We start from the raw sequence: 26347 nt of genomic DNA, 5'->3' as shown, positions 1-26347 counted from the left end.
TGGATCAGGCGCTCAGCTTGCCGGCGTTTTCGTCCTGCCATGTGCCCGACTGGGCGAGCGCATGTGCGGTGGAGGAATCCACCGGCCGGCCGTAGAGAAAACCTTGCGCCTCGTCGCAGCGCCGGTCCTTCAGGAAGGCGGCCTGGAAGTCGGTCTCGACGCCCTCGGCGAGGACCGGGATCGACAGCTTGTGGCCGAGCTCGATGACCGTTTCGATGACACTGGTCGCCTGGGCCTGGCGGCCGAGCGCGTTGAGGAAGCTGCGGTCGACCTTGATCTTGTCGAAGGGGAAGGAAAACAGCGTCGACAGCGACGAATAGCCGGTGCCGAAATCGTCCATGGCGACGCGGACACCAAGAGCCTTGATCTTGCGCAGCACAAGCAGCGCCTGGCCCGGATTGTCGATCAGCATGGTCTCGGTGATCTCGATCTCGAGCCGCGTCGGCTCCAGGCCAGTCTCGGTTAGGATCTCGGTCAGCCGCTCGGCGAAGTTGGGACGCATCAGCTGCACCGGCGACACGTTGACCGCAACGCCCATGGGTGTTGGCCACAACGTCGCCTCGCGGCAGGCCTGCATCAGCACCCAGTCGCCGATCTCGACGATGATGCCGGTCTGCTCGGCAACCGGAATGAAGTCGGCAGGCGAGACCTCGCCAAGCTGCGGGCTGGACCAGCGCAGCAGCGCCTCGAAGCCGAGCAGTTGGCGTTTCTTCATCGAGATCTGCGGCTGGAACACGAGACGCAGTGCGTTGTCGGCGATGGCGCTGCGCAGGCCGATGGCGATCTGGCCGCGGCGGCGGCCGTCCTCGTCGGCGTCGGCATCATACCAGCACCAACTGCCGTCCTGCAGCTTCTTGGACCGGTACATGGCAAGGTCGGCGCGAGTCGTCAGTTCGTCGACGCTGTCGCCGTCCTTGGGACAGACCGAAATGCCGATACTGGCGCTGATCGAGAAGCGGCCCTTGCCCAGTTCGTTGGGGCGCGAGAAGGCGTCGCTGATGCGGGCGGCGAACTCCTCCACCTCGTTCTCGCGGGTGAACGGCTTGACTGCGATGAACTCGTCGCCGCCGATCCGGGCAAAAAACTCGCCCTCGATCAGCGCTGCACGCATCCTTGCCGTGGTCTGGACCAGCACTGCGTCGCCGGCGGCATGGCCGTAGACGTCATTGATTTCCTTGAAGCGGTTGAGGTCGACGGCAATGATCGCCAACGAGGTGCCCGCTGCCTGCTTCAGCCGCATCGGCAGCTCGTCGCGAACCGCGGCGCGGTTGGGCAGGCCGGTCAGCGGATCGTGCATGGCCAGGTGCCGGAAATGCGCGACGGCGTCCTGCTGACCCTGCTCTTCGGCCAGGTGGGTCACCGCGCCGAGCATCACCACAAGTACGGTCACCAGGACGACCAGGATCGCCAGCACGCTGTCGGACATCAGCTGGCTGGGGACTGCGACGCGTGGGTCGGGCGTGATCTGCACCGCGCCCATGGCGGTGAAGTGCATGATGCCGATGCCCAGGATCAGGGCTGCCATGCCGGCATAGTGGCTGGTGCGGGTGGTGCCGCGTGCCACACGGTTGGTGGCGAGCACGCCGAGCGCCGCACCGGCTGCAATGGAAAAGGCAACGAAGGACGGATCGTAGCTGATCGTGCCGGCGACGACGAAACCGCGCATTCCGGTGAAATGCATCAGCGCGATGCCGGCGCCGATCACGCCGCCACCGGCCTCGATCATCCAGTCACGTTCGCGGCTGGCGGCGATCATGAAGCCAGCCATCGAGGTGGCGATGGCAAAGGCCAACGACAGCACGGTGAAATTGGGCTCGAAGCCGTGCTCGACATTGGGAATGAAGCCGAGCATCGCCAGGAAATGCGTCGTCCAGATCGTCATGCCGCCGGCCAGGCCGGCCATGACGACGAAGGCCACGTGCTTGGCGCGCCGGACGTTGCGGGCACGGGAGAACAAGCGCATCGACACCACGCAGCCGAGCGCGCAGATGGCCAGGGCAGCGGCAACAAAACGATAGTCGTGGGCGGTGACGAGGCAGTTGAGTACGGTCAGCATGAACGGTTCCTTGCGCGTCGGCCGAAACTCGGGACGTTTTCGGAAAGCGCGACGCGCAGTTCCAGAGTTTGGCCGGCTTTATCCGAGACAAACCTTGCCGATCCGTTTCACCCCATTGGGCCACGGCACGTGGTTGACTTGGCAGGTAATTGAAGGTCGCGTGCGCCGCACCCATGTGCTGTCCGAACCAGGGCGGTGACCCAGTATTTGGAGACGTTCACATGAGTAGTTCTGATGTCCGACCCAAGTCGAGGCGGTGGCCGAAGCGTGTGGCGCTTGCTGTTCTGGCATTGCTGATCGTCGTTGTGCTGTCGCTCGGCGTCATCTTGTATCCGGTATTCAAGTCCTATCCGGCCGCGGCTTCATCTGCCGGCAGTTCGCAGGCTGACGAGAACGCTCAGGATTTGGCTCATCTTCGCAACATGCAGCTGGTCGAGCGCAGCTTGACGGCTGAAACCAGTGCCGCATTTGTTAAGGAAGTCGATGAACTGACGGCCCGCGCCTCAGAACTCGACCGGCCTGCGCTGGCGATGGGCGCGGCCAAGGCGGTCGCCCTTGCCCATAACGGCCACACCAACGTTCTCGGTCTTGCCGGCGGGCAGGGCTTCAACGCCATCCCGCTGCGGCTGGGCTGGTTTGCCGACGGGCTTTTCGTTGTTCGCGCCACAGTGGAGCATCGCGATCTTCTCGGGGCGCAAGTGCTCATGGCGAACGGAAGGACCCCGGACGAACTGGTCGCGGCATTGCGGCCCTATGTCGGCGGCACCGAAACATACGTGCGCGAGCTGTCGCCGAATTTCATGATTTCGCCGGAGCTGCTCCACGCGGCCCAACTGGCCGCCAAAGCGGACGAGAGCGCGTTTCGTTTCCGCAAGGCCGACGGTTCCGAGATCGTGCGCACGCTTGGCGTCGGGCCGGAGAAAGGCGAGCCTTCGACGAGAACCGTCTGGCCGAAGCGCGACCTCAGTCCGGTTGCGCCTGACAAGGGTGGCGCCGGTTGGGTCCATGTTCTGGATGGCGTCACGCCGCCCTATCTTTCGCGTCCCGATCAGAACGCGTGGCACAGCTATCTCGAAGAAGATGGTATCCTCTACGTCCAGATCAACCGCTTCCGCGATGCGGACGGGGCGCCGATGGCCGACTATCTGGCTGGCGTGCTGGAGGAGGCCGGCAAACGCGACGTCAGGCATGCCGTCGTCGACCTCAGGTTCAGCCCGGGCGGCAACTACATGCTCGGCACCGACTTCTCGCGCCTGCTGCCGGAGGCCGTGCCCAATGGCCGCATCTTCATCCTGACCAGCGGCAACACGTTTTCGGCGGCGATCAGCATCGCGTCACGGCTGAAATATTATGCCGGCGAGCGTGCTGCGCTGGTCGGCGAGGAGATGGGTGACGCCGGCCAGATGTGGGGCGAGGGCGGCACGACGATCATGCCCAATTCCAAAATCGCGTTTCGCTACACCACCGCCTATCACGACTGGGAGAACGGCTGCCGGCTGTCGCAGCTGACCACCTGTTTCCTGCCGAACTATGTCTACGGCACCGCCGCGGGTTCCCTGCGGCCCACGGTCCCCGTCGCCCAGACCTTCGCCAGCTACGTTTCCGGCGACGACGCCGTCCTGTCGGAAGTGCGGAAGCTGGCGAAACAGGCCAAATAAGAAGCCGAGCAGGCTTCCGTTAGCTGCGGTGGCCTGCTCTGTTAGTCCGGTCGGTGCTTGCGCGGAAGGCGGCCGCTGCTGCGGCAAGCATGGCGACGCCGCCGACAACGAGCCCGGTGTAGAGGTAGGTGTCGGCGAAGCCGAAGGCCGCGATCATCGGTTGGCTGGCGAAGGGCGAGATGAAGTGTCCCGCGAAGATGCTGGCGGTCATGCCGCCGGCAACGCGTCCCCGCATTTCGGGTGCCGCCGCCGCCATCGCCGCCGCTGCGATGTTGGGCATCATCATGCCAAGGCCCAGGCCGACAACTATTGCGGCCAGCAGGACCATGACAAGCGCACTGGCAAACCCCAGCAGGACGTAGCCTGTACCCATCAGGCCGAAGGCGAGACTGAACACGCCGACCACGCCGAATCTGGCGCGCAGGCGCGCATAGGCCAAAGCGGCAACCGCTCCGATCAGGCTGCTGAGCCCGATGGCGAGGCCGGCCAGTGTCGGTGAGCCGATGCCCATGGCGTTGAGATGGAAAGGCAGCTGGACCGGCAACAGGTAGAAGGCGACGCTGTTGAGCGCCGCCGCGCTGTAGACGGCGAAGACCGCGAGCCATGCCGTGCCGGCAGCGGCTTGGGCGGCAACGGTCGCCGACGCAATACGGTTGCGGACCGGTTCGTCGATGAACGCAATGACAGCCGGGATCAGCAGCAGCGACAGGCCGTAGACAGCGAAGGGTGCACGCCAGTGCATTTCGGCAAGCATGCCGCCGCCGGTTAGGAAGATCAGCCCGCCAAAGCCGACAAATGCCGATTGATAGCCCATGAAACGATCACGCGCCGGGCCGCTGAAGTAGTCGCCGACAAGGGCCGTTGCCGTCGTCATCACGCCGGCAACGGCGACGCCGAGCAGCGCGCGTCCGACCAGAAGCGCGGGCAAGCTATCGGCCAGCAGCCCCGACATGCCACCGAGCCCATAGAGCAGGGCCGCGGCGATCAGCAGCGGCCGGCGACCGAAGCGGTCGGCCAGTCCGCCGGCGAATGGGGCGCAGATGACGATGGACAGCGCCGGCAGCGTCAGCACCAGCCTCGTCAGGATCTCGACGTTGGGACTGCCGACGAAATGACTTTCAATGGCCGGCAGCGACGGCGAAATGGTCGCGCCCGACATGATCGTCAATGTGCTGATCAAAAGCAGTGTCAAGTTGCGACCGGCATGCCGGTCGGGCAGGTCCGCCGCTTCCGCGACCCGAACCGGTTGCAGCGCGCTCATGCGGCCACCTCGAGATAGGGCGTGTTGGCACGTGCCTCGCGCAGGTTGATTGCCCACCATTGCAGGCGGGCGAGCAGCGCCGACATCGCCTTGCGCGCATCGCGCGGGTCCATCAGCGTGCCGTTGCGGTCGAACTTGCTCCAGGCGCTGGCAAAACTCACCGTGTCGCGGATTGCCACGACATGCAGTTCGGCAAACACCAGGCGCAACTGTTCGATCGCCCGCAACCCGCCCGAAATGCCGCCATAGGAGACGAAGGCCAGCGGCTTTGCCTGCCACTGGATGCTGTGGGCGTCGATCAGTGCCTTGAGGTCGGCGGTGTAGCCGTGATTGTACTCCGGCGTCACCACCAGGAAGGCATCGGCATCGCCAAGGCGGCGGGCGACATCGGCACGGTTTCGGCCGAGGTCGCGCGGGTCGATAAAATCGATGGCAAACTGCTGGTGGCCCGCAATTTCGGCGGCAACCCAGTTGACCACGGTATCGCAGAAACGGCCCTCACGGGCGCTGCCATAGATGATGGCGAGCTTTATTTTCTGGGGCATTTCAGGGGGCTCCATTTCGGTATCGGTGTTGGAGCCGCTTCTGTAAAACCTCAACTAATATTTAGGTCAAGAAGAAAATTGAGCGCCGTCGGATTGTTCGCTTCGACATCGCTGGGGGATTGTTCGAATGCAGCGCGGTTTGCCACAACCATCGTCATGGACTGGACCACGCAGTAGCTTGAGCGATGAGGTAGCGAATTGGACCGTTTCAAGTCGTTTTGAGCATATCCAGCCACCCCAACGTCATCGATACTGAGGCCATGACAGACCCGGCAGTTCCGCTATCCGACGCAACTGCGCCGCAGGTTTCGCGGCGCGACGAGCGCTTGGGCATCGCCCTGGTGTTCCTGTCGGCGCTGATGTGGAGCCTGGGTGGCGCCATCGGCCGCTTCATCGAGATCGACGACATCTGGACCGTGGTGTTCTGGCGCTCGTTCTGGGCGGCAGCCTTTCTGCTGGCATTCATGGTTTGGCGTGACGGCTTCCGCGGAACGCTGCAATTGTTCCGCGGCATGGGGCTGCCCGGTCTGCTGGTGGCAATCTGCTTTGCCACCGCCTCGACGTCTTTCGTCATCGCCCTTGCCTACACCACCGTCGCCAATGTCCTTTTGATGCAGGCTGGCGTGCCGTTGCTTGCGGCGCTGTTTGCCTGGGTGCTGTTTCGCGAGCGGGTGGCGCTGGCGACATGGGCGGCGATTCTGGCGGTGATCGTCGGCGTGGCGATCATGGTTTCGGAGTCTCTCACCGGCAAGGTTTCGCCGATCGGTGACGGCCTCGCCTTGCTGATAGCAGTGGTGTTTTCGATCGCTACCGTCATCACCCGCCGCTTCTCCCATGTTCGCATGACGCCGGCCACCTGCCTCGGCACCATGATCGCGGCGGCTTTTGCCGCCTCGCAAGCCTCGGCCTTTGCCGTCTCGCCGCGCGAGATGGGTTTTCTGTTTGCCTTCGGCGTCGTCAATCTCGGTCTGGGCCTCGCCTTCTTCGCCACCGGGGCACGGTTGATCCCGGCGGCCGTCGCCGCGCTGATCGGCACCTTCGAGCCGATGCTCGGGCCGATCTGGGTCTGGCTCGTCCATTCCGAAGTGCCGTCGCTCCGCACCATATCAGGCGGCGCGGTGATTTTTGTCGCCTTGCTCGTGCATCTCGGGCTCGAGTTCAGGCGCCAGGCGCAACCGCAAAGACCCGGTGTCACCGGCATGCCGATGCCCGATTGATCAATTGGTCGTTTACCATTGACAATACTACCGTCGGGCGGGCAGGCTGAGCGTCGAGGGTAACAACAACACAGGCGTATCTTGCCAGGTTCCACTGCCGGGGCTTCGGTGTCCGCAGATGTAAATCGCCGTAACGTTTGCGCCGGGCCGCGAGCCGGCGGGAGCGCGCTACCTTCGTCACTCGATTTTTGTACAGGATCAGGATGCGCCGGGACGGGTGCGTCCACAACGGGAGACTGCCATGAACCGTAGAGCGCTTTGGCTGACCGCCGCGTCAGCCCTTATCGCCGCTTTCACGATGCCCGCCAACGCCCAGGAGCGCGTCGTCAACGTCTACAACTGGTCTGACTACATCGATTCGACGATCATCGAGGACTTCACCAGGGAGACCGGCATCAAGGTCGTCTATGACGTCTACGATTCGAACGAGATCCTCGAGACCAAGCTGCTTGCCGGCGGCAGCGGCTACGATGTCGTCGTGCCGACTGCCAGCCCCTTCCTGGCGCGCCAGATCCAGGCCGGCGTCTACCAGAAGCTCGACAAGTCCAAGCTGCCCAACCTGACGAATGTCTGGGATGTGGTGAGCTCGCGTACCGCCGCCTACGACCCTGATAACGAATACTCGGTCAACTACATGTGGGGCACGGTGGGCATCGGCTACAATCAGAAGAAGATCAAGGAAGCGCTCGGCATCGACAAGATCGACAGCTGGGACGTCGTCTTCAAGCCGGAACAATTGGCCAAGCTTGCCGATTGCGGCGTCTACGTTCTGGATTCGCCAACCGACATCTTCCCGACCACGCTGAACTATCTCGGTCTCAAGCCGCAGTCGACCGAACTCGGCGACCTGTCCAAGGCGGAAGAGACGTTGCTCGCGGTGCGGCCGTCGATCCGCAAGTTCCATTCGTCGGAATACATCAACGCGCTCGCCAATGGCGACATCTGCCTGGCCGTCGGCTGGTCGGGTGACGTCTTCCAGGCGCGCGACCGCGCCGCGGAGGCGGATCAGGGCGTCGTCGTCGACTACGTCATCCCCAAGGAAGGCGCGGAGATGTGGTTCGACCAGATGGCGATCCCGGCCGATGCCCAGCATGTCGCCGAGGCGCACGAATTCATCAACTACATGCTGAAGCCGGAAGTCGCGGCCAAGGCCTCGAACTACATCTTCTACGCCAACGGCAACAAGGCATCGCAGCAGTTCATCGACAAGGAGATCACTAGCGATCCGGCGATCTATCCTGACGAAGCGACGCTCGCCAAGCTCTTCACCGTGCCGCCTTACGATCCCAAGACCCAGCGCGCGGTGACCCGCAGCTGGACCAAGATCGTCACCGGACAATAATTCAGCCATACGAGCCCGGCGCCATCGGCGCCGGGCTTCGCATCAGGGGCAGGTGGGAGAGGGAAATGAAATCGCTCGGCAATATCCGCAGGGAATTTGCGCCCTGGAACAAGCCAGACGCCAAGCCCTACATTCAATTCAAGGACGTCACCAAGCGGTTCGGCGACTTCACCGCCGTCAACAACCTGTCTCTGTCGATCTACGAGCGCGAGTTCTTCGCGCTGCTCGGCGCCTCGGGCTGCGGAAAGTCGACGCTGCTGCGCATGCTGGCCGGCTTCGAAGAACCGACCTCCGGCCAGATCATGCTCGATGGTCAGGACCTGCGCGGCATCCCGCCCTACCGGCGGCCGGTCAACATGATGTTCCAGTCCTACGCGCTGTTCCCGCACATGACGGTCGAGCAGAACATCGCCTTCGGCCTCAAGCAGGACGGCATGCCCAAAGCCGATATCGACACCCGCGTTGCCGAGATGCTCAAGCTGGTCAAGCTCAGCCAGTTCGCCAAACGCAAGCCGCACCAGCTTTCAGGCGGCCAGCGCCAGCGCGTCGCACTGGCCCGCGCAGTGGCCAAGCGGCCCAAGGTTCTGCTGCTGGACGAGCCCCTCGGTGCGCTCGACAAGAAGCTGCGCGAGGAAACCCAGTTCGAGCTGATGGACCTGCAGCAGACGCTGGGCCTGACATTTGTCGTCGTCACCCATGATCAGGAAGAGGCCATGACCATGGCCGACCGCATCGCCATCCTCGACAAGGGCGAGGTGATGCAGGTGGCGACGCCCGCCGAGGTCTATGAAGCACCGGGCTCGCGTTTCGTCGCCGACTTCGTCGGCAACATCAACATGTTCGAAGGCAAGGTCGCCGACCGCGACGGCGCCGGCGCGACAATCGCCAGCGCCAATGGCGTCACCATCCGCACGGCCAATGCCGGCGACGCCGCCGCAGGCAGCGAAGTCGCCTTCGCCATCCGGCCGGAAAAGATCAAGGTTTCGTCGAAGAAGCCGGAAGGCGGCGACAATGTCATGGAGGGCGAAATCTATGACATCGCCTATCTCGGCGACATGACCATCTTCCACGTCCAGCTCGGCAACGGCCAGGTGGTCAAGGCGAGCTCGCTCAACGCGACGCGCGCCACCGAGGACCCGCTGAGCTGGGACGACAAGGCCTGGATCTCATTCCGAAACGACGCCGGCGTCGTTCTGACGCGATAGGTGGGGAGATGAAACATCCGCTCTCCGCCATCACCGACCGCCTCGTCATCCTCATCCCCTATCTCTGGCTGCTGTTCTTCTTCCTCATTCCGTTCTTCATCGTCTTCAAGATCTCCCTGTCGACGACGGCGATCGCCATGCCGCCCTATACGCCCGTGCTCGGGCTTTCGGACGGCGTGTCCGGCCTGATGTCGCAGATTGGCGAGTTCAGCTTCGACAACTACCTCTGGCTGACGCAGGACGCACTCTACTTCAACGCCTATGTCTCAAGCGTCATCATCGCCGGGATTTCGACGTTTCTCGCGCTGCTTGTCGGCTATCCCATCGCTTATGGCATGGCGCGCGCGCCGGCGACGATCCGTCCGACGCTGCTGATGCTGGTGATCCTGCCGTTCTGGACCAGCTTCCTGATCCGCGTCTACGCCTGGATCGGCATCCTCAAGCCCGAGGGCCTGCTCAACCAACTGCTGCTTGCCACCGGCGTCATCGACCAGCCGCTGGTGATCCTCAACACGCATACGGCGATCTTCATCGGCATCGTCTATTCCTACCTGCCGTTCATGATCCTGCCGCTCTATTCGGCGCTGGAGAAGATGGACTATTCGCTGATCGAGGCGGCGCAGGACCTCGGCTGCCCGCCAGCCACCGCGTTCTGGAAGATCACCTTCCCGCTGTCGCTGCCTGGCGTCATCGCCGGTTGCCTGCTGGTGTTCATCCCTGCCGTCGGCGAGTTCGTCATCCCCGACCTGCTCGGTGGTTCGCAGACGCTGATGATCGGCAAGACGCTGTGGAACGAGTTCTTCGCCAACCGCGACTGGCCGGTTTCCTCTGCAGTGGCGGTGATCCTGCTTCTGCTGCTTGTCGTACCGATCATGTTCTTCCAGCAGGCGCAGGCACGCGCCCAGGAACAGGGGCGCTGAGATGAACGCGAGCTGGAGCCGCTTCAACATCACGGCCATCGTACTGGGCTTTGCCTTCCTCTATCTGCCCATCGTGCTTTTGGTCGTCTTCTCCTTCAACGAGTCCAAGCTCGTCACTGTCTGGGGCGGGTTCTCGACCAAATGGTACGTCTCCTTGTTCCACAATCAGGGCCTGATGGACGCGGCGTGGGTGACCATCCGCGTCGGCCTGATCTCGGCGACGATGGCCACAGTTCTCGGGACGCTCGCAGCACTTGCGCTGACCCGCTACACCAGATTCCGGGGCAGGGTGCTGTTTTCGGGCATGGTGTTTGCGCCGCTGGTCATGCCCGAGGTAATCACCGGCCTGTCGCTGCTGCTGCTGTTCGTCGCCGTCGGGCTCGATCGCGGCTTCTTCACCCTGACGCTCGCCCACATCACCTTCTCGATGTGCTTCGTGGCCGTCGTGGTGCAGTCGCGGCTTGTCACCTTCGACCGCTCGCTCGAGGAAGCGGCGATGGATCTCGGCGCTCCGCCTGTCAAAACCTTCTTCCAGATCACCTTGCCGGTCATCCTGCCGGCGATCATTTCCGGCTGGATGCTGGCCTTCACGCTGTCGATCGACGACCTGGTGATTTCGAGCTTCACCTCGGGGCCGGGTGCGACGACGCTGCCGATGAAGATCTACAGCCAGGTGCGCCTCGGCGTGACACCCGAGATCAATGCCGCCTGTACAATCCTGATTGGCATCGTCGCCTGCGGCGTCATTGCCGCTTCGCTGGTCAACAAGCGGCGCGAGGTCCAGCGCCTGCGCGACGAGCAGGCAGCACAGCGAGGGTGATCTGGCGTCCCGTGTCGTTGCCGGCAACTGCCACAACGGGATCTATGGGGCACCAGGAAAGCGGGCTTGGAGCGGCCGAAAAGGCGAGAGTTTCCAAGGGTATGCCACTGGATAAGCAAAAGTCGCCATGATAGCGTCTTGGCGATTGTTTCAAGGAGTAGGGTTGATGACGCGTTTTCTAGCCACAGCAGCAGCTTTGTCTTTCGTCGCATTGGCCGCTACGGCCTGTAACACCCCGCAGGAGCGCGCGGTCGGCGGCGGCGCCGTCGGTGCCGTGGGCGGTGCCCTCGTTGGCCAGGCCATCGGCGGCAACACCGGCGCAACCGTCGCGGGCGCTGTCATCGGCGGCCTTGCCGGCGCGATGATCGGCGCGGGGACGGCGCCCGGCGAATGCCGCTACCACCAGTACGACAACCGTGGCCGGCCGATGTACGACCGCTACGGCAAGCCGGTGACCTATCTGGCGCCCTGCCAGTAAGCACCTCCGCCATCGCGGTACATTTTCGTCCTTCAGGGACATCGAAAACGGCGCGCTTCATCCGAAGCGCGCCGTTCTGCGTTTTCCACCGAGTGTCGTTTGGCCAAGGTCTGCTTGCGCCGTGCAATGGTTTTTCTATTCGTGCAGGTAGTCCGCAATGGCCTTTGCCGTTGCCTCGGCAGTGTCACGCGAAACCTGCGGCAGCCCCATGTGGTCGCTGGCAATCGACAGCAGATAATCCCTGGCCTTTTCCACCGACCAGCCCTCCCCAAGCCCGGACGCTGCCTCGATCAGGTAGCTGTCATATTCATCCGTGAAGGGCTGGTCGCGCCAGTCGGCACCGGGCTCACGCAGGCCGATAGGGTCCCAGGTTGACCAGCCGATGGCGCGCAGCCAAGAAAGATCCAGGGGCTTCGGATCGGGCATGGTCGGCCGCCTGCGTCCGGGATCGAGATCAGCCGCAGAACGCGCGGACGATCTTGCCGGTCGTGGGATCGGTTTCGACCGTGACGCGCTCCTGGCGGAAATCCATCGTCGCCGGATCGCCCGGCTTGTGCTGGCGAACGATGGTTGCACCGGTCAGCCGCTTGACCTCGTCGTCGGCGATCCGGTCCTTGCCGGCGAGTGATTCTGCCGCACCGCGATCGCAGATCCCCGACGTCGGCTGTGCTGCCACAGGCTCTTTCTGGCATCCGGCGAGGATGATCATCGTCGTGGCAATGCCGGCGGCAACACGCAGGTCGATCATGGCCATGTTCCTTTGATTCGCAGTTTCAGCAGACGATCGGGCCGGAATGCGGCTGCACTATGCAAGGCCACGCTGCCTGTCATCGATGCTAGAAGCTGTCTTGGGGGAGGAAAATGGTACGGTTGGGTGGGCTCGAACCACCGACCTCCGGATCCACAATCCGGCGCTCTAACCAACTGAGCTACAACCGCGTACCTGTTGGTGCGGCGTCAATACGGACTCTTCGGACGCATTTCAAGAGCTTTGCGCATATTCCACTGCGGCGATTTGCGCTGCCTGTGGGAAGTCGTTGAAATCAGGCCTTCCGGCGCCTGCAAAAAAAGAAAAAGGCCGGCGGGAGGAGGTGCCGGCCTTTTCCTTTATGTGACCAGCGGGAGGAGGAGGTGCTGGCCGCTTCGCCCGGCAGGCAGAGGGAGGAGGAACCGCCCGCCGGGTGTCTTGTTGGTCGCTATCAGGCGGCCTTGAGGTCTTTCAGCGCCTTTTCGAAAGCGGTCTTGACCGGCTTCGAGACGTCTTCGGCGGCCTTCGAGGCAACGGCCTGGAATTCCTTGGCCTGCTCGACGGTCTGCTCGACGCGGCTGCGCAGATAAGAGGTCTGCAGCTCGACGATCTCCGACAGCGTCTTGGCGGCGGCGAGAGCTTCGAGATGCGAGAAGCCGGCCTCGGCATTGGTGCGGAGCGCGGCAATCGCCTTGAGCGACAGCTCGTTGGTCACGCTGCGGGCGGTCTCGTAGCTCGACTCGATGGTCTTCTGGGCTTCTTCGGCACCGGTCTTGAGCTTGGTGTAAGCGTCCTTGGACTGCTCGACGCCCTTTTCTGCGAAGGCGCGGAACTGGTCGGAGGCCTTGGAAACGTCGAAGCTCGGCAGTTCAACGGTATCTGCGAATTCTGCGGTCTTGGTCTTGGACATTGTCTCACCCTGTGGACTGGACGGGGTGGTGTCACCCGTCTCGTTTATTCGCAACTCTCATATAGGGCATTTTATTGTGCATTGCAATATCTATGTTGCAGTGCACCATTCGGCTTGGCGCAGGTTAACCACGTGACGAGAATAATCTCGCTCCATGACAGCTGTTTGCTAGACCTTGGCGATGACGGCTTTTATTAACAAAGCGTTAATTGTGAGAATGCGCGCCTTGCGGGATATGTGAATGCCGTCAGCAGCCTATTCCTTTATCGACGTCGCGGTCGTTGATCGTGTCAGGCAGCGTTTTGCTGCCGGCGATGCCATCGTCGTGCTGTCGGTCGATCTCGAGGACGTGCTCTGGGCCAATGGTCCGGGCGCCGCCGTGCTCGGCTATGACGACATCGATGCGGTGATCGGCGCGCCGTCGCGCCTGGGGCCGATCGCCCGCCGCCAGATCGCTGCAACGTCGGGCTTTCCCGACATCGGCCGCGACCGCTCCATCATGGTGCGCGTGGCGTCGGGCCTGACGAGCACCGCGGTTGCCTTCGTCGCGAGTTCCGTCCGGCTGCCTGGTGGCGCGGCCGCCATCATGCTCGCCGTTCCCGCCAGCGCGCGGGGCGCCAAAGCCATCGCCGCCAACGCCATCAGCGGTTTCACCGAGCAGGGACATTTCCTGGCTTTCCTCGACGCCCAAGGGGAGGTCGAGGCCGCAACCGACGGTTTTGCCAGGCTCGGCATCGCGCCATCGACGCTGGCCGGGCTGGTGTCGGCGGTTGGCCGTGAGCGCGACCGCATCATCAAGCGTGCCATTCCCTCGACCGGAGGCTATCTGCCGGCCGGCCTGGCACGTCTGACCGACGAGCCGGCGCGTCACCTGCTGGTCGTTGTCGACGAGCGCCTGGAGGTCATGGAAGACGCCGAAGCCGGCGAGCAACAGGACGCAACCCCGGCCGGCGCCGCGCGCGTCGAGGCACTGCATGGTGGGCCGACAGGTGATCCGGCGCCTGCGCCAGTTTCTGCACCGGCGACGGCGCAGTCGCAGGACCATGCCGATCACGACCACTGGTATTTCAGCCCCGAGGAACGCGAGAGCCGGGCCGGCGCCACCGTTCGGGCGGCAATGGCCGACAGGGCGGTTGCGGCGCCTGTCGTTGCCGAAGTCACCGAGGCGGCTGTCAGCGGGCCTGCCGCAGGTGACGTTCCAACCAACGAGCCGGTCTCAGCGCCGGAGCCGGTCGCCTGGTCGGCCGCGCCGTCAGAGCGGACCGCCCAGCCGGCGTCCGCGCCGGAGCATGTTGCCGGATCGGCTGACGTTTCGCAGCCTCTGGAAGAGCCTGTCGACGCGGCAGAGCCCGCTATGGCCGCTCAGCCCGCGCCGTCGCAGGTGGCGCCACCCAGGCCGGTACTGGATCGCTCGGCTGCTCCCGTCCGCTTCGTCTGGCGCACTGACGCCGACGGCCGTTTCAGCGCCATCTCACCGGAATTCGCCGCGGTTGTCGGCGACCATGCGGCCGATGTCGTCGGCCGCCGTTTCCAGGATGTCTCGACCACCTTCGAACTCGACCCGTCGGGCGAGATCGCGGGTCTGCTGCAGCGCCGCGACACCTGGTCCGGTCGCTCGGTGCTCTGGCCGGTCGCCGGCACCGACAGGCGTATTCCGGTCGATCTCGCCGCATTGCCGGTCTATGGCCGCGATCGCAGCTTTGAAGGCTTTCGCGGTTTCGGCGTTGCGCGCCCCGGCGAGGCTGTCGTCGACCACGAGCGCATCGGACTGGCGCTGGTTCCCAACGGCAAGCATCCGGAACAGGCCGAGCCACAGCCGGGCGCAGGCGAAGTGCAGCCTACAGCCGAAGCCATCGCCGTTGAATCGGCGAATCCCGTAGCTGTCGAGCCTGCTGTACTGGCGCCGGAAGCCAGTCCGACCGAAGCCAGGCAGCTGGCACCGGAGGTTGCTGAAACACCTTCCGTTGAACCCCGGCAAGCCGCCGAGCCGAACAACGCTGATGACCCTTTCGCCGGCGAAGTTCCGGCTCTCGAGATCGATCGCAAGCATGATCGGCGCTATTCCGACAAGGTGATCCGCCTGGCCGAGCACCGGCCGACGGCGGCTGAAGAACCCGCCAATGGCAAGGGCCTCTCCAGTACCGAGCGCAGCGCATTCCGCGAGATCGGCGAGAAGCTGAAGCGCGCACACGAGATCGTCGCGACAAGACAGCAGGCGACAGCCACTGAGGCGGTCGAGATTCCAACAGCTGAGAAGCCTGAGGCGACGTCCGCGGCGGAAAAGCCAGTTTCGGAAAAGAACGGCGAAGCCGCCTCGGCCGAGATCGCGGCCTATGCTGAAGCCGCGGCTGCTGAAACGGCCGGGCATCAGCTGGTGGCCGATGAATCCCCCGAGCATGCTGTCGGCGAAAAGCCGGAGCCAAATGGAGCGGCGGATGCCGAGGAGCCTGCGACTTCCGACGCGGCTCTGCCCGCACCCGTCGAACAGCCTGCCGTCGAGAGTGCGGAAATCGTCTCGCTGGCTTCGGTGCGGCCGGTCGAGCCTGTCATCGAAGCCGTCGATGTCACGCGCGATGAGCCGGAAAAGCCGCCGCTGCGCGCCGAAGAAATCATCCCGTCCCTGGCCGCTGGGCGCGACACACCCGTCGATGCACCTATCCTCGAGCAACTGCCGGTGCCGGTGCTGATCCATGCCGGTGACGTGCTGCACTACGCCAATGCCGAGTTCCTCGACCTGACCGGCTACGGCTCGGTCGACGAACTGGCGCGGGCAGGCGGTCTCGATGCCCTGTTCGCCGAGAGCTACGGCGACCAGCCCGGTTCCGACCACGACCTGAAACTGAAGACCCGCGACGGCGACGAGTTCCCAATCGAAGCTGTGTTGCGCTCGGTGCCGTGGCAGGACGGCAAGGCGCTGATGCTGGTCGTCCGCCGCATCAGTGCCGACGACGAGGTCGAGGATGCCGTCGAACAGGTCGCCGAACTCGAAGAGCGTCTTGCCGAGATGCGCACGATCATCGACACCGCCACGGACGGCGTTGTGCTGATCGACCGCGACGGTGCCATCCGCTCGATCAGCCGTCCGGCCGAGGCCCTGTTCGGTTTCGACAGCGACGAGGTTACCGGCAAGCCGTTCTATTCGCTGTTCGCCATCGAGAGCCAGCGCGCCGCGCGCGACTATCTCGTCGGGCTGTCCGAACATGGCGTGGCAAGCGTGCTGAACGATGGCCGCGAGGTCATCGGCCGCGAGGCGCAAGGTCGGTTCATCCCGTTGTTCATGACCATCGGACGCCTGCCCAACGACAGCGGCTTCTGCGCCGTGGTCCGCGACATCACCCAGTGGAAGCGCGCCGAGGAGGAACTGACCCAGGCGCGCGCCGTGGCCGAGCGGTCGTCGTCCCAGAAGACCGATTTTCTCGCCCGCATCAGCCACGAGATCCGCACGCCGCTCAACGCCATCATCGGTTTTTCCGAACTGATGGTCGACGAGAAGTTCGGCCCGGTCGCCAATGACCGCTATCGCGACTATCTCCGCGACATCAACCGCTCCGGCAACCATGTGCTGTCGCTGGTCAACGACCTGCTCGACATTTCCAAGATCGAGGCCGGCCAGCAGGAGATGGATTACGAGGCGGTGTCGCTCAACGACACCCTTGCCGAGACCGTGGCGATGATGCAGCCGCAGGCCAATCGCGAGCGCGTCATCATCCGCTCCAGCTTTGCCTCGCGCCTGCCCGAGATCGTCGCCGACCGACGCTCGATCCGCCAGATCGCGCTCAATGTGCTGTCCAACGCCGTGCGCTATACCCAGGCCGGCGGTCAGGTCATCGTCTCGACCTCCTATGAGACCTCGGGCGACATCGTCATGCGGGTGCGCGACACCGGCATCGGCATGAGCCAGGCCGAGATCGAGCAGGCGCTGAAGCCGTTCAAGCAGATCAACTCGCTGAAGCGATCGCGCGGCGACGGAACGGGCCTCGGACTGCCGCTGACCAAGGCGATGGTCGAGGCCAATCGCGCCCGGTTTGCCATCGCATCGACGCCCGGCGAGGGCACGCTTGTCGAGGTGACGTTCCCCTCGACGCGGGTGCTTGCCGAGTAGTGGCTTGTTAGTGAGGTGCGACATTTTCGCACATTTTCGTGAACAAGCCATGCGCTTGTTAGAAATTGTCGAACAAGTCCTTGAATCCGGTATGAAATGCTCCAGTTTAGAATTCTTCTAAACTATTGATATGGCTGACCTTTAAACTTGACCGGAAGAGTCACGATGACCATAGGGGAAGCAGTCTCGAAATCGAGGCTGCCATATGTTCCCTGAGGGAATTTGCCCCCTTTGGCCAGGAGAGAAAAATGAAGATTGGAAACGCCAGGTCGGCCGTCGCAGGCGGCGCGCTTGCCATTGCCGCACTCTTCACCACGTCGGCGCTCGCCGATGGCGTCGTGAACATCTACACCTATCGCCAGCCCGATCTGATCAAGCCGGTTCTCGAGGCCTTCACGGCCGAGACGGGCATCAAGACCGAAGTGCTGTTCCTCGACAAGGGTCTTGAGGAACGCGTCCTGGCAGAGGGCGCCAACTCGCCCGCCGACGTCATCATGACCGTCGACATCGCCCGTCTCACCTCGGCCAAGGAAAAAGGTGTCACCCAGCCGCTGGTCGACGAGGAAGTCAACAAGCTGCTGCCGGCCGAGTATCGCGATCCGGATGGCAACTGGTTCGGCGTCACCAAGCGCGCCCGCGTCATCTACGCCTCGAAGGAGCGCGTCAAGGACACGGCGATCACCTATGCCGAGCTTGCCGATCCCAAGTGGAAGGGCAAGATCTGCATGCGTTCGGGCCAGCACGACTACAACCTCGCTTTGTTCTCGGCCGCCATCGCCCATTGGGGGCCGGAAAAGACCGAAGAGTGGATGAAGGGCCTCAAGGCCAACCTCGCCAAGAAGCCTGACGGCGGCGACCGTCCGCAGGCCGGCGCGATTGCTGCCGGCGAGTGCGACATCGCCATCGGCAACACCTATTATGTCGGCCTGATGCGCAACAACGAGAAGGACCCGAAGGAAAAGGAATGGGGCAACGGCATCAACGTGCTGTTCCCGACCTTCGAGAACGGCCTGACCCACGTCAACATCTCGGGCGCAGCGCTCGCCAAGAACGCGCCGAACCGTGACAACGCGGTCAAGCTGATCCGCTTCCTGGCCAGCCACAAGGCCCAGCAGGTCTACGCCGAGAAGAACTACGAATATCCGGTCGAGCCGGGCCTCGAGCCGTCCGAGACGGTCAAGGCGTTCGGCACGCTCAATGCCGACACCTTGCCGCTGGTCGACGTGGCCAAGGGCCGCAAGGCCGCGTCCGAGATGGTCGATCGCGTCGGCCTCGACGACGGCCCGAGCAGCTGATAGGCAGCGACATGAACTGAGGAAAAGCCGGGCCGGGCGATGATCGGTCCGGCTTTTCTGCATTGGCGCAGCGCCCCGAAAACGGCATCGATTGCGGGATCGAAGCGCAGATTCGACGGAGCGTCATCGTGTCCATCCGGGCGCGCGACGCCGCAGAGAGGATTGATCTTTGCCGACGACAGGCGGAGCAGAGGCGGGAGCATCAGGCGTGGCGTCGGCCGCGAACGCCCGACCCTTGCCCGTCAGGCGTCCGCGCCATCCGCTGATCGGCACGCTGGCGCTGGCCCTCGGCATCGTCGTCATCCTGCCGGTTCTGTCGCTCGCCTTCGTCGCGCTTTCCGGTACGGGCGAGGACTGGCCGCATCTGATCGCCAATGTGCTGCCAGGAGCCACGCGCACGACGCTGGCGCTGCTGGCGATGGTGGCGGCACTTACATCGATTGCCGGTGTCGCCTGCGCCTGGGCGGTCGTCGCTTATGATTTTCCATTCCGCCGCATCCTGTCCTGGGCGCTGGTGCTGCCGCTGGCCGTGCCGCCCTATCTCGCGGCCTACGCCTTTGGCGAGTTCTTCCATTACCAGGGGCCGATGCAGAGCCTGGTCCGCGCAACTTTCGGTTTCGAGACGATCCGCGACTACTGGTTTCCCGATATCCGCTCGACCTGGGGCACGGCCTTCGTACTCGCCTCGGTGCTTTACCCCTATGTCTACCTCACCACCCGCATCGTCTTCCTGATGCAGGGCCGCAACATCGCCGACGTTGCGCGCACGCTCGGCGCGTCGCCGGCGCGCGTGTTCTGGCGGGTGCTTCTGCCCGTCGCGCGGCCAGCCATCGTTGCCGGTGTCGCCCTGGTGCTGATGGAGACGATCAACGACATCGGTGCCGCCGAATATTTCGGCGTCCGCACGCTGACGGTCGCCGTCTACACTACCTGGCTCAACCGCGGCAGCCTGGAGGGCGGCGCGCAGATCGCCATCCTGATGCTGGTGCTTGTGCTGCTCCTGCTCGTCGCCGAGCAATGGGCGCGCCGGCGTCAGCGCTTCCATTCCGGGCGCGGCACCCATCTCAAGGTTCATCCGCCTCGCACAGCCCTCAAGGGCTGGAGGCGCTTTGCCCTGCCTGCCGCCGTGTCGTTGCCGATCCTCAGCGGCTTCGGCGTGCCGATCACCATCTTCGGCCAATATGCCTCGCGCCGGCTCGAGCAGTTCGTCTCGCCCGACGTGGCCAGCGCCTTCGTCAACAGCCTTATGACGGCGTCGCTGACGGCCATCTTCACCGTCGTCATTGCGCTGTTCCTGCTCAATGCCCAGCGCCTGTCGAAAGGCCGGGCCATGGCCGCCACCGTGCGTCTCGCCTCGGTCGGCTACGCCCTTCCAGGAGGCATCCTCGGGCTCGGCCTACTGTTCGTGCTGGCACGTTTCGACAATTCGCTCGATGCCTTTGCGCGCGCCTGGCTCGGCGCCTCGACCGGGCTGCTGCTCACCGGCTCGGCCGCTGCGGTGATCATTGCCTGCACCATCCGCTTCGTTGCCCTGGCCGAGGGCGCGGTCCGCTCCGGCATGGAGAAGCTGCCTGGCAGCCTCGACGAAGCTGCGCGCAGCCTCGGCAAGACGCCGGCGCAAAGTGCTGCCAGCGTGCTTCTGCCATTGCTCAAGCCGGCGATCCTGACAGCTGCGGTTCTCGTCTTCGTCGACACCGTCAAGGAACTGTCGGCGACCATCCTGCTCAGGCCCTTCGGCTTCAGCACGCTGGCGACGCATGTCTATGAAAACGCCTCACGCGGCGTCCCGGAAGAAGGGGCGGTGGCGGCAATCGTCATCATCATTACCGCCATGGTACCGGTGGTGTTGCTTTCGGGCGCGCTGGTGCGCGACGCCGAGGCATCGCTCTAAGTTCTCCTTTAGATCAGGCTAAAGAAAAAGGCGCCTCTGTGGCGCCTTGAAGGTAGATGCTGTTTCAACGGGGACTTGAGCTGAACTGGCTATCCTCAGGGACGAGGAATGGGATTTCTCCCTCAAGTTGACGACGACTATCGCGGTCGAACCTTAACAGCACCTTACTCAGGTGATGAAAAATTTACGAATGTGTACCACTCCTGAAGTCTAGGTAAATTTGGCGGTTACCTCTTGTTAAGCATGCCGCTCCGGCTCAGCTCCTGAGCTGCTCGATGTCGCTGTAGAGATCGAGCGCCTCGGGGTTGGCGAGCGCCTCCTTGTTCTTGACGGGGCGGCCATGGACGATGTCGCGGACGGCGAGTTCGGTGATCTTGCCCGACTTGGTGCGCGGGATATCGGTGACCGCCACGATTTTGGCCGGCACGTGGCGCGGGCTGGCGCCGGTGCGGATCTTGGTCCGAATGCGCTTCTCCAGGTTCTCGTCGAGGGTGACCCCGGGCGCGAGGCGAACGAACAGCACGACGCGCACGTCGCCGTCCCAGTCCTGTCCGATGCAGATCGCCTCGGCGATCTCCGGCATCTGCTCGACCTGGTTGTAGATCTCGGCGGTGCCGATGCGCACGCCGCCGGGGTTCAGCGTCGCGTCCGAGCGGCCATGGATGATCATGCCGCCATGCGCTGTCCATTCGGCGAAGTCGCCATGGCACCAGACATTGTCGAAACGCTCGAAATAGGCGGCGTGGTACTTCTTGCCGTCGGCATCGTTCCAGAAGCCGATCGGCATCGCCGGAAACGACTTGGCACAGACCAGTTCGCCTTTTTCCTGGCGCACCGGCTTGCCGTCATCGTTCCAGACGTCGACCGCGAGGCCGAGGCCGGCGCCCTGGATCTCGCCGGTCCAGACCGGTTCGGTCGGCACGCCGAGCACGAAGCACGACACGATGTCGGTGCCGCCCGAGATCGAGGCGAGGTGGATGTCCTTCTTGATGCCGTCATAGACGAAATCAAAGCCCTCCGGCGACAGCGGCGAGCCGGTCGACGAGATGGTGCGCACGCTGCCGAGGTCGTGGCTGTCGATGGGCCTGAGACCGGCCTTGCGCACGGAATCGATGAATTTCGCCGATGTGCCGAAATAGGTCATCTTCTCGGCATCGGTGAAATCGAACAGCACATTGCCGTCGGGATGGAACGGTGAGCCGTCATAGAGCAGCAGCGTCGCTTCCGCAGCGAGGCCCGAGACCAGCCAGTTCCACATCATCCAGCCGCAGGTAGTGAAGTAGAAGAAGCGGTCGCCCGGCTTGAGCCCGGCATGCAGGCGCAGTTCCTTGACGTGCTGGATCAGCGTGCCGCCGGCCGAGTGCACGATGCATTTCGGGATGCCCGTCGTGCCCGAAGAGAACAGGATATAGAGCGGATGCGAAAAGGGCAGGGGCTCGAACGTCACAGCCTTTGCCGCGAATGGCGCCAGCGCATCGTCGAGTGCGGCGGCCTTGCCGATGGTCGCGGCAACGTCTGTCGCAGTGCCGAGATAGTCGACGACCAGCACCTTGGTCACACTCCCGAGCTTGCCGGCGACGGCTGCGATCTTCGATCCGACCTCGATATGCTTGCCGGCATACCAGTAGCCGTCGGGTGCGATGAACAGCTTTGGCTCGATCTGGCCGAAGCGGTCGAGCACGCCCTGTTCGCCGAAGTCGGGCGAGCATGACGACCAGACGGCGCCCAGCGAGGCGGTTGCCAGCATTGCGGCCACCGTCTCCGGCATGTTCGGCATCATCGCGGCGATGCGGTCGCCCTTGGCAACGCCAAGCGACACGAACAACTGCTGCAGCCTCGATACCAGTGCCGCAAGCTCGCCCCAGGTGAGCCGGCGCTCGACCTTGTCCTCGCCACGGAAGATGATCGCCTCGTCATTGCCCGAGCCACGCAGGAGGTTCTGCGCGAAATTCAGGCTGGCATCGGGGAAGAACTGTGCCCCCGGCATCTTGTCGCCGTCGACGAGCACACGTTCGCCCTTGTCACCAATGACGCCGCAGAAGTCCCAGACCAGGTCCCAGAACGCCTCGCGCTCGCTGATCGACCAGGCATGCAGTTCGGCGTAACTCGCGAATGACTGGCCGGCGCGTTCGCCTGCCACGGTCATGAACGCCGTGAGGGGCGCTTCCGCCACCTGCGTTGACGAGGGCGTCCAAAGTGGCTTTTCGACAGTCATCAGCATCTCTCCCAGAACGCGCATGGTTATGCATGTCGCACTGCAGCAGATCAAGGAAATGTCGATTAGCGCCATTGCGCTGTGCGCAAACGTCATCGCATGGCCACAAAGACTTGAAATGCCGCGTTACTCGGTTACACCCGTTAGCCACAACGGCGCAGCACGGGCGGCACAAGGGCAACATGCCATCACCACTGTTCAGGCGCAGCATCTGGGCGATCACAGGACTCATCATCCTGATCGCCGCCACCGTTGCCGCCGTGCCGTTCATCGCTTCCACCCAGATCGTCAAGGACCGCATCGCCTTCGAGATGAGCGCGTGGAGCGGCTTCCGCGTGTCGATCGAAGGCACGCCCGACATCGAGATCTGGCCGGTGTTCCGCGCAACCCTGACCGACGTCACCCTGACCGACTGGGATGACGAGAAGGGTTCGCCGGTCATCGAGGCCGAACGCGTTGAAATCGAGCTGTCGGCGCTTTCGGCGCTCAGCGGCAATGTCGATTTCTCCGACGCGCATTTCATCCGGCCGACTTTGCGCCTGAAGCGGCTTGCCGACGGCGGCGTGGAGATGCCGCATTCGACCGGCGGGCGCCTCAGCCGCGCCATCGAGCGTGCCCGCGCCACCGTCGCGTCGAACCCTGCCGAACCTGACCTCAGTGCGCTGCCTGATGACGAATTCGGCGCCGTCGAGTTCATCGATGGCCGTGTCGTGGCCGTTTCCGACGAGGGCGAGGACGAACTCCTGAGCGACCTCACCGGCAAGGCCAGCCTGCCGGCGCTGAACAAAGCCGGGAAGCTCACGGCAACCGGTGTCTGGCATGGCGAGCAGGTGGCGATCGAATTGTCGTCGCCGCGTCCGCTGATGCTGTTTGCCGGTGGTGAGGCACCGATTGTTGCTTCGCTGAAATCGGCGCCTGTCGAAGCCTCGTTCGACGGCACCATCGACATGGGCCCCGATGCGCATGTCGACGGCCAGGCCAAGATCGTATCGCCGTCCTTCCGGCGCATGCTGGAATGGTCCAAGCCGGGCATCCTGCCGGGAAGCCCTGTCGGATCGATTTCGCTCGCCTCCAAGATTACGGGCGATCTGTCCCGCCTCAAGATCGAGAACGCGCAAGTCACGCTCGACGGCAATCCCGGCATGGGCATCCTCGATCTGTCGCTCGATGGGCCCGTGCCGGCGCTTTCGGGCACACTGGCTTTCGACACGCTCGACCTGATGACGTTTGCCTCGTCCTTCGCGCCCATGACCCCGGCAAACGGGCCCACGACGGCCGAGATCGACACCAGCTTTTCCGACCGCATCAATCTCGATCTCAGGCTGTCGGCGACGAAGGCGACGGCTGGTTCCATCGCGCTCGCCGAGGTCGCGGCAACGGCACAGGTCAAGGGTGGGCTGGCGGCATTCGACATTTCCGATGCGGAAGCCTTTGGCGGCAATGTCCAGGCCAGCATCCGCTTCGACCGTAAGCCGGCCGGCACACAGGCGGAGATGCGGTTGCTTGCGTCCGACATCGACGGCGGCGCCTTCGGCACCGCGGCGGGCATGAGCCACATCGTGCCGATCGGCCGCGGCACCGTGTCGGTTATCCTCCAGGGCCCGGGTCTGAACTGGAACACGCTGCTGGAGAATGCCAACGGCTCGATCGCCGCCACCTTCGGCGTCGGCGCGATTGCCGGGCTCGACATGCCGGCCTTCCTCAAGCGTACCGCCGATCGCGGTTTCTTCTCGCTCGACGAAGTCTCGGGCGGTACGCTGCCGGTCGATGGTGTCGAGCTCAAGGCGACCATCTCCAACGGTGTTGCCAAGATCGACAAGGCGGAGGCACGCACGCCGACGAGCCGCATCTGGCTGACCGGCATCGTGCCTTATGTCGGTCGTGGGCTCGCGCTCTCGGGTGCGATCGAGGCCAAGGAGATCACCGCCTCCACCTCGACGACGACAACCCCTGTTGCACCGGCGGCGCGGCCAACGGCATTCTTCGTCGGCGGCTCGTGGAGCGCACCGTTCATTTCGCCGCTGGTGGCGCCCGTTATCTCGTCGCCTACGGGCGACTGACCCCTGTCGCTTTAGAACAGGCTGCCCTGATTGCCAGGTTCCTGGACCTTGGCTGCTGGTCTGGCCACCGGCTTTGGCTTGGCCTCGCCGCTTGCCGCAATCGCGCTGCCATTGGTGGCGATCGCATTGGTTGTGCCGTCGGCGAATTCGATCGACAGCGCCGCACCCGCGGCCACTTCGGCGGCGCGCTTGAGCACCGTGCCGTCGGCATTGCGAACAAGCGCGAAGCCGCGTGCCAGCACCGCCTTGTGCGACAGCGTCGCCATCAGCCGGTCCGCCTGTGACAGGTTCGTCCGCGCGCGTTCGAGCCTACGCCCGACCGCAAGCACGGCGCGGCGTTCCAGCGCCGTGAGCTGCTGGCCAAATGCCTCCTGGCGGCGGACCAGTGGTTCCGGCGACAGCCGGCCTTTGGTGCGATCGAACCGGATGCGCCTTTCGCGCACCATCGCCCGCAACGCTGCATCGGCGCGCAGCATGTCACGGTCGAGATGGCGGCGCGTTTCGCTGATGCGGCGCGCCAACGTCGCCGGCGACAGGCGCACCGCCGACAGCCGGGCGCGCTTGCGCTCGGTGGTGACGGTCAGCGCCCGGCCGAGCCGGCTTGTCGCCTCGTCGAAGCGGCGGCGGGGTAGCGCCAGCAACTGGTCCGGAGTGGGCAAGGCGCGTGCGGCTGCGCGAACAGCCTGGCTGCGCCGGTCGATCATGCGCGATACCGCGCCGCGCAGCCGTGCGCCGAGATTGGCGAGCACGGCCTCGAGTTCGGCTTTGACAGGCACGGCAAGCTCGGCGGCACCCGTCGGCGTCGGCGCCCGCCTGTCGGCGGCGAGGTCGATCAGCGTCCAGTCGGTTTCGTGGCCGACGGCCGAGATGACCGGGATGTGCGAAGCGGCAACGGCGCGGACAAGCCCTTCGTCGTTGAAGCCCCAGAGGTCTTCGAGGCTGCCGCCGCCGCGCGCCACGATCAAAAGGTCGGGGCGCCTGATCGCGCCGAGTTCGGACAGTTCGTTGAAGCCGTTGACCGCGGCGGCCACTTCCGCCCCCGACGTCTCGCCCTGAACCCGCACCGGCCAGACCAGAACATGCAGCGGGAAGCGGTCCTTGATGCGGTGGATGATGTCGCGGATGACCGCACCGGTCGGCGAGGTGACGACGCCGATCACCAGCGGCATGAACGGCAACAGCTGCTTGCGACTGTCGTCGAACAGGCCCTCGGCGGCCAGCCTGCGCTTGCGCTCTTCCAGCAGCGCCATCAGCGCGCCGGCGCCGGCGGGCTCGAGATTGTCGATGACGATCTGGTATTTCGACGAGCCGGGATAGGTGGTCAGCTTGCCGGTGGCGATCACCTCCATCCCTTCCTCGGGACGGAATTTCAGCCGGCTCATCGTGCCTTTCCACACCACCGCCTCGATGCGTGAACGATCGTCCTTCAGCGAGAAATAGGCATGGCCCGACGAATGCGGGCCGCGATAACCCGAGATTTCGCCGCGCACGCGCACATTGCCGAAGGCGTCCTCGACGGTGCGCTTCAGCGCGCCGGAAATCTCGCTGACGGTGTATTCGGCAGCATTGGTGCGTGATTCGGTAGCAAGTTCGTTCATCGCGCGATTGAGGGCCGCGTGGCCCT

19 protein-coding genes and 1 tRNA gene are annotated in these 26347 nt (G+C 64.1%); 11 read left to right on the top strand and 9 right to left on the bottom strand.

Annotation, left to right across the window (positions count from 1 at the left end; all coding sequences use genetic code 11):
- Nucleotides 1-4: 4 nt before the first annotated feature.
- Nucleotides 5-2056, bottom strand: a complete 2052-nt coding sequence (locus tag SLT36_RS24145; protein ID WP_432284771.1) for a putative bifunctional diguanylate cyclase/phosphodiesterase — start codon at nt 2054-2056, stop codon at nt 5-7.
- A gap of 221 nt (nt 2057-2277) precedes the next feature.
- On the opposite strand from SLT36_RS24145, the gene SLT36_RS24140 reads away from it, so the two are divergent.
- On the top strand, nt 2278-3714 hold the full coding sequence (locus tag SLT36_RS24140; RefSeq protein ID WP_432284770.1) for a hypothetical protein: 1437 nt from the start codon (nt 2278-2280) through the stop codon (nt 3712-3714).
- Between the two features lie 19 nt (nt 3715-3733).
- Here SLT36_RS24140 and SLT36_RS24135 read toward each other — a convergent pair whose 3' ends face one another.
- Together SLT36_RS24135 and SLT36_RS24130 are read right to left on the bottom strand one after the other, a co-directional pair.
- Complete coding sequence (locus SLT36_RS24135; protein WP_432284769.1) at nt 3734-4975, bottom strand: MFS transporter; 1242 nt, start codon at nt 4973-4975, stop codon at nt 3734-3736.
- Nucleotides 4972-5520 carry an NADPH-dependent FMN reductase gene (locus SLT36_RS24130; protein ID WP_154385332.1) on the bottom strand — a complete coding sequence of 183 codons (549 nt, stop codon included), beginning with the start codon at nt 5518-5520 and terminating at the stop codon, nt 4972-4974. Before SLT36_RS24130 ends, SLT36_RS24135 begins: the two co-directional genes overlap by 4 nt.
- Before the next feature lie 260 nt (nt 5521-5780).
- Here SLT36_RS24130 and SLT36_RS24125 point away from each other — a divergent pair, with 260 nt between their 5' ends.
- From SLT36_RS24125 to SLT36_RS24100, 6 genes are all read left to right on the top strand, one after another.
- Nucleotides 5781-6737 (top strand): DMT family transporter, encoded by a 957-nt coding sequence (locus SLT36_RS24125; RefSeq protein ID WP_067967053.1) that lies wholly within the window; start codon nt 5781-5783, stop codon nt 6735-6737.
- A gap of 241 nt (nt 6738-6978) precedes the next feature.
- Nucleotides 6979-8079 carry a polyamine ABC transporter substrate-binding protein gene (locus SLT36_RS24120; protein WP_432284768.1) on the top strand — a complete coding sequence of 367 codons (1101 nt, stop codon included), beginning with the start codon at nt 6979-6981 and terminating at the stop codon, nt 8077-8079.
- Nucleotides 8080-8144: 65 nt separating this feature from the next.
- Nucleotides 8145-9284 carry an ABC transporter ATP-binding protein gene (locus SLT36_RS24115; protein WP_432284767.1) on the top strand — a complete coding sequence of 380 codons (1140 nt, stop codon included), beginning with the start codon at nt 8145-8147 and terminating at the stop codon, nt 9282-9284.
- Between the two features lie 8 nt (nt 9285-9292).
- Nucleotides 9293-10204 carry an ABC transporter permease subunit gene (locus SLT36_RS24110; RefSeq protein WP_432284766.1) on the top strand — a complete coding sequence of 304 codons (912 nt, stop codon included), beginning with the start codon at nt 9293-9295 and terminating at the stop codon, nt 10202-10204.
- A gap of 1 nt (nt 10205) precedes the next feature.
- Entirely contained in the window at nt 10206-11024 is an 819-nt protein-coding gene (locus tag SLT36_RS24105) for an ABC transporter permease (RefSeq protein ID WP_310327764.1), read from the top strand.
- A 166-nt stretch (nt 11025-11190) separates the two neighbouring features.
- A complete protein-coding gene (locus tag SLT36_RS24100) occupies nt 11191-11502 on the top strand; it encodes a hypothetical protein (protein ID WP_067965203.1) in 312 nt (103 codons plus the stop codon).
- A 135-nt stretch (nt 11503-11637) separates the two neighbouring features.
- Here SLT36_RS24100 and SLT36_RS24095 read toward each other — a convergent pair whose 3' ends face one another.
- From SLT36_RS24095 to SLT36_RS24080, 4 genes are all read right to left on the bottom strand, one after another.
- Nucleotides 11638-11928 carry a hypothetical protein gene (locus tag SLT36_RS24095; RefSeq protein WP_432284765.1) on the bottom strand — a complete coding sequence of 97 codons (291 nt, stop codon included), beginning with the start codon at nt 11926-11928 and terminating at the stop codon, nt 11638-11640.
- Nucleotides 11929-11956: 28 nt separating this feature from the next.
- Nucleotides 11957-12250: an I78 family peptidase inhibitor gene (locus tag SLT36_RS24090; protein WP_432284764.1), complete on the bottom strand. Its 294-nt coding sequence runs from the start codon at nt 12248-12250 to the stop codon at nt 11957-11959.
- Nucleotides 12251-12364: 114 nt separating this feature from the next.
- Nucleotides 12365-12441: transfer RNA gene (locus SLT36_RS24085), tRNA-His, on the bottom strand.
- A 260-nt stretch (nt 12442-12701) separates the two neighbouring features.
- Nucleotides 12702-13160, bottom strand: a complete 459-nt coding sequence (locus tag SLT36_RS24080; RefSeq protein WP_432284763.1) for a phasin — start codon at nt 13158-13160, stop codon at nt 12702-12704.
- Between the two features lie 241 nt (nt 13161-13401).
- Here SLT36_RS24080 and SLT36_RS24075 point away from each other — a divergent pair, with 241 nt between their 5' ends.
- The 3 genes from SLT36_RS24075 to SLT36_RS24065 all read left to right on the top strand — a co-directional run bounded on the left by SLT36_RS24075 (nt 13402) and on the right by SLT36_RS24065 (nt 20448).
- Nucleotides 13402-17262, top strand: coding sequence for a PAS domain S-box protein (locus SLT36_RS24075; protein ID WP_432284762.1), 3861 nt, complete (start codon nt 13402-13404; stop codon nt 17260-17262).
- 248 nt (nt 17263-17510) lie between these two features.
- Nucleotides 17511-18557 carry a Fe(3+) ABC transporter substrate-binding protein gene (locus SLT36_RS24070; protein ID WP_432284761.1) on the top strand — a complete coding sequence of 349 codons (1047 nt, stop codon included), beginning with the start codon at nt 17511-17513 and terminating at the stop codon, nt 18555-18557.
- Between the two features lie 418 nt (nt 18558-18975).
- Complete coding sequence (locus SLT36_RS24065; protein ID WP_432288460.1) at nt 18976-20448, top strand: ABC transporter permease; 1473 nt, start codon at nt 18976-18978, stop codon at nt 20446-20448.
- A 256-nt stretch (nt 20449-20704) separates the two neighbouring features.
- Here SLT36_RS24065 and SLT36_RS24060 read toward each other — a convergent pair whose 3' ends face one another.
- Nucleotides 20705-22663, bottom strand: coding sequence for an acetoacetate--CoA ligase (locus SLT36_RS24060; protein ID WP_432284760.1), 1959 nt, complete (start codon nt 22661-22663; stop codon nt 20705-20707).
- Between the two features lie 182 nt (nt 22664-22845).
- On the opposite strand from SLT36_RS24060, the gene SLT36_RS24055 reads away from it, so the two are divergent.
- Nucleotides 22846-24723: an AsmA family protein gene (locus SLT36_RS24055; protein ID WP_432284759.1), complete on the top strand. Its 1878-nt coding sequence runs from the start codon at nt 22846-22848 to the stop codon at nt 24721-24723.
- An 11-nt stretch (nt 24724-24734) separates the two neighbouring features.
- Here the strand turns inward: SLT36_RS24055 and xseA are convergent, their stop codons facing one another.
- Nucleotides 24735-26321: an exodeoxyribonuclease VII large subunit gene (gene xseA, locus SLT36_RS24050; protein ID WP_432284758.1), complete on the bottom strand. Its 1587-nt coding sequence runs from the start codon at nt 26319-26321 to the stop codon at nt 24735-24737.
- Nucleotides 26322-26347: the final 26 nt, after the last annotated feature.

Origin of the sequence: Aminobacter sp. BA135, from assembly GCF_050859125.1 — a bacterium.
Taxonomy (GTDB): domain Bacteria; phylum Pseudomonadota; class Alphaproteobacteria; order Rhizobiales; family Rhizobiaceae; genus Aminobacter; species Aminobacter ciceronei.
This window is presented reverse-complemented; position numbering and strand designations above follow the sequence as displayed.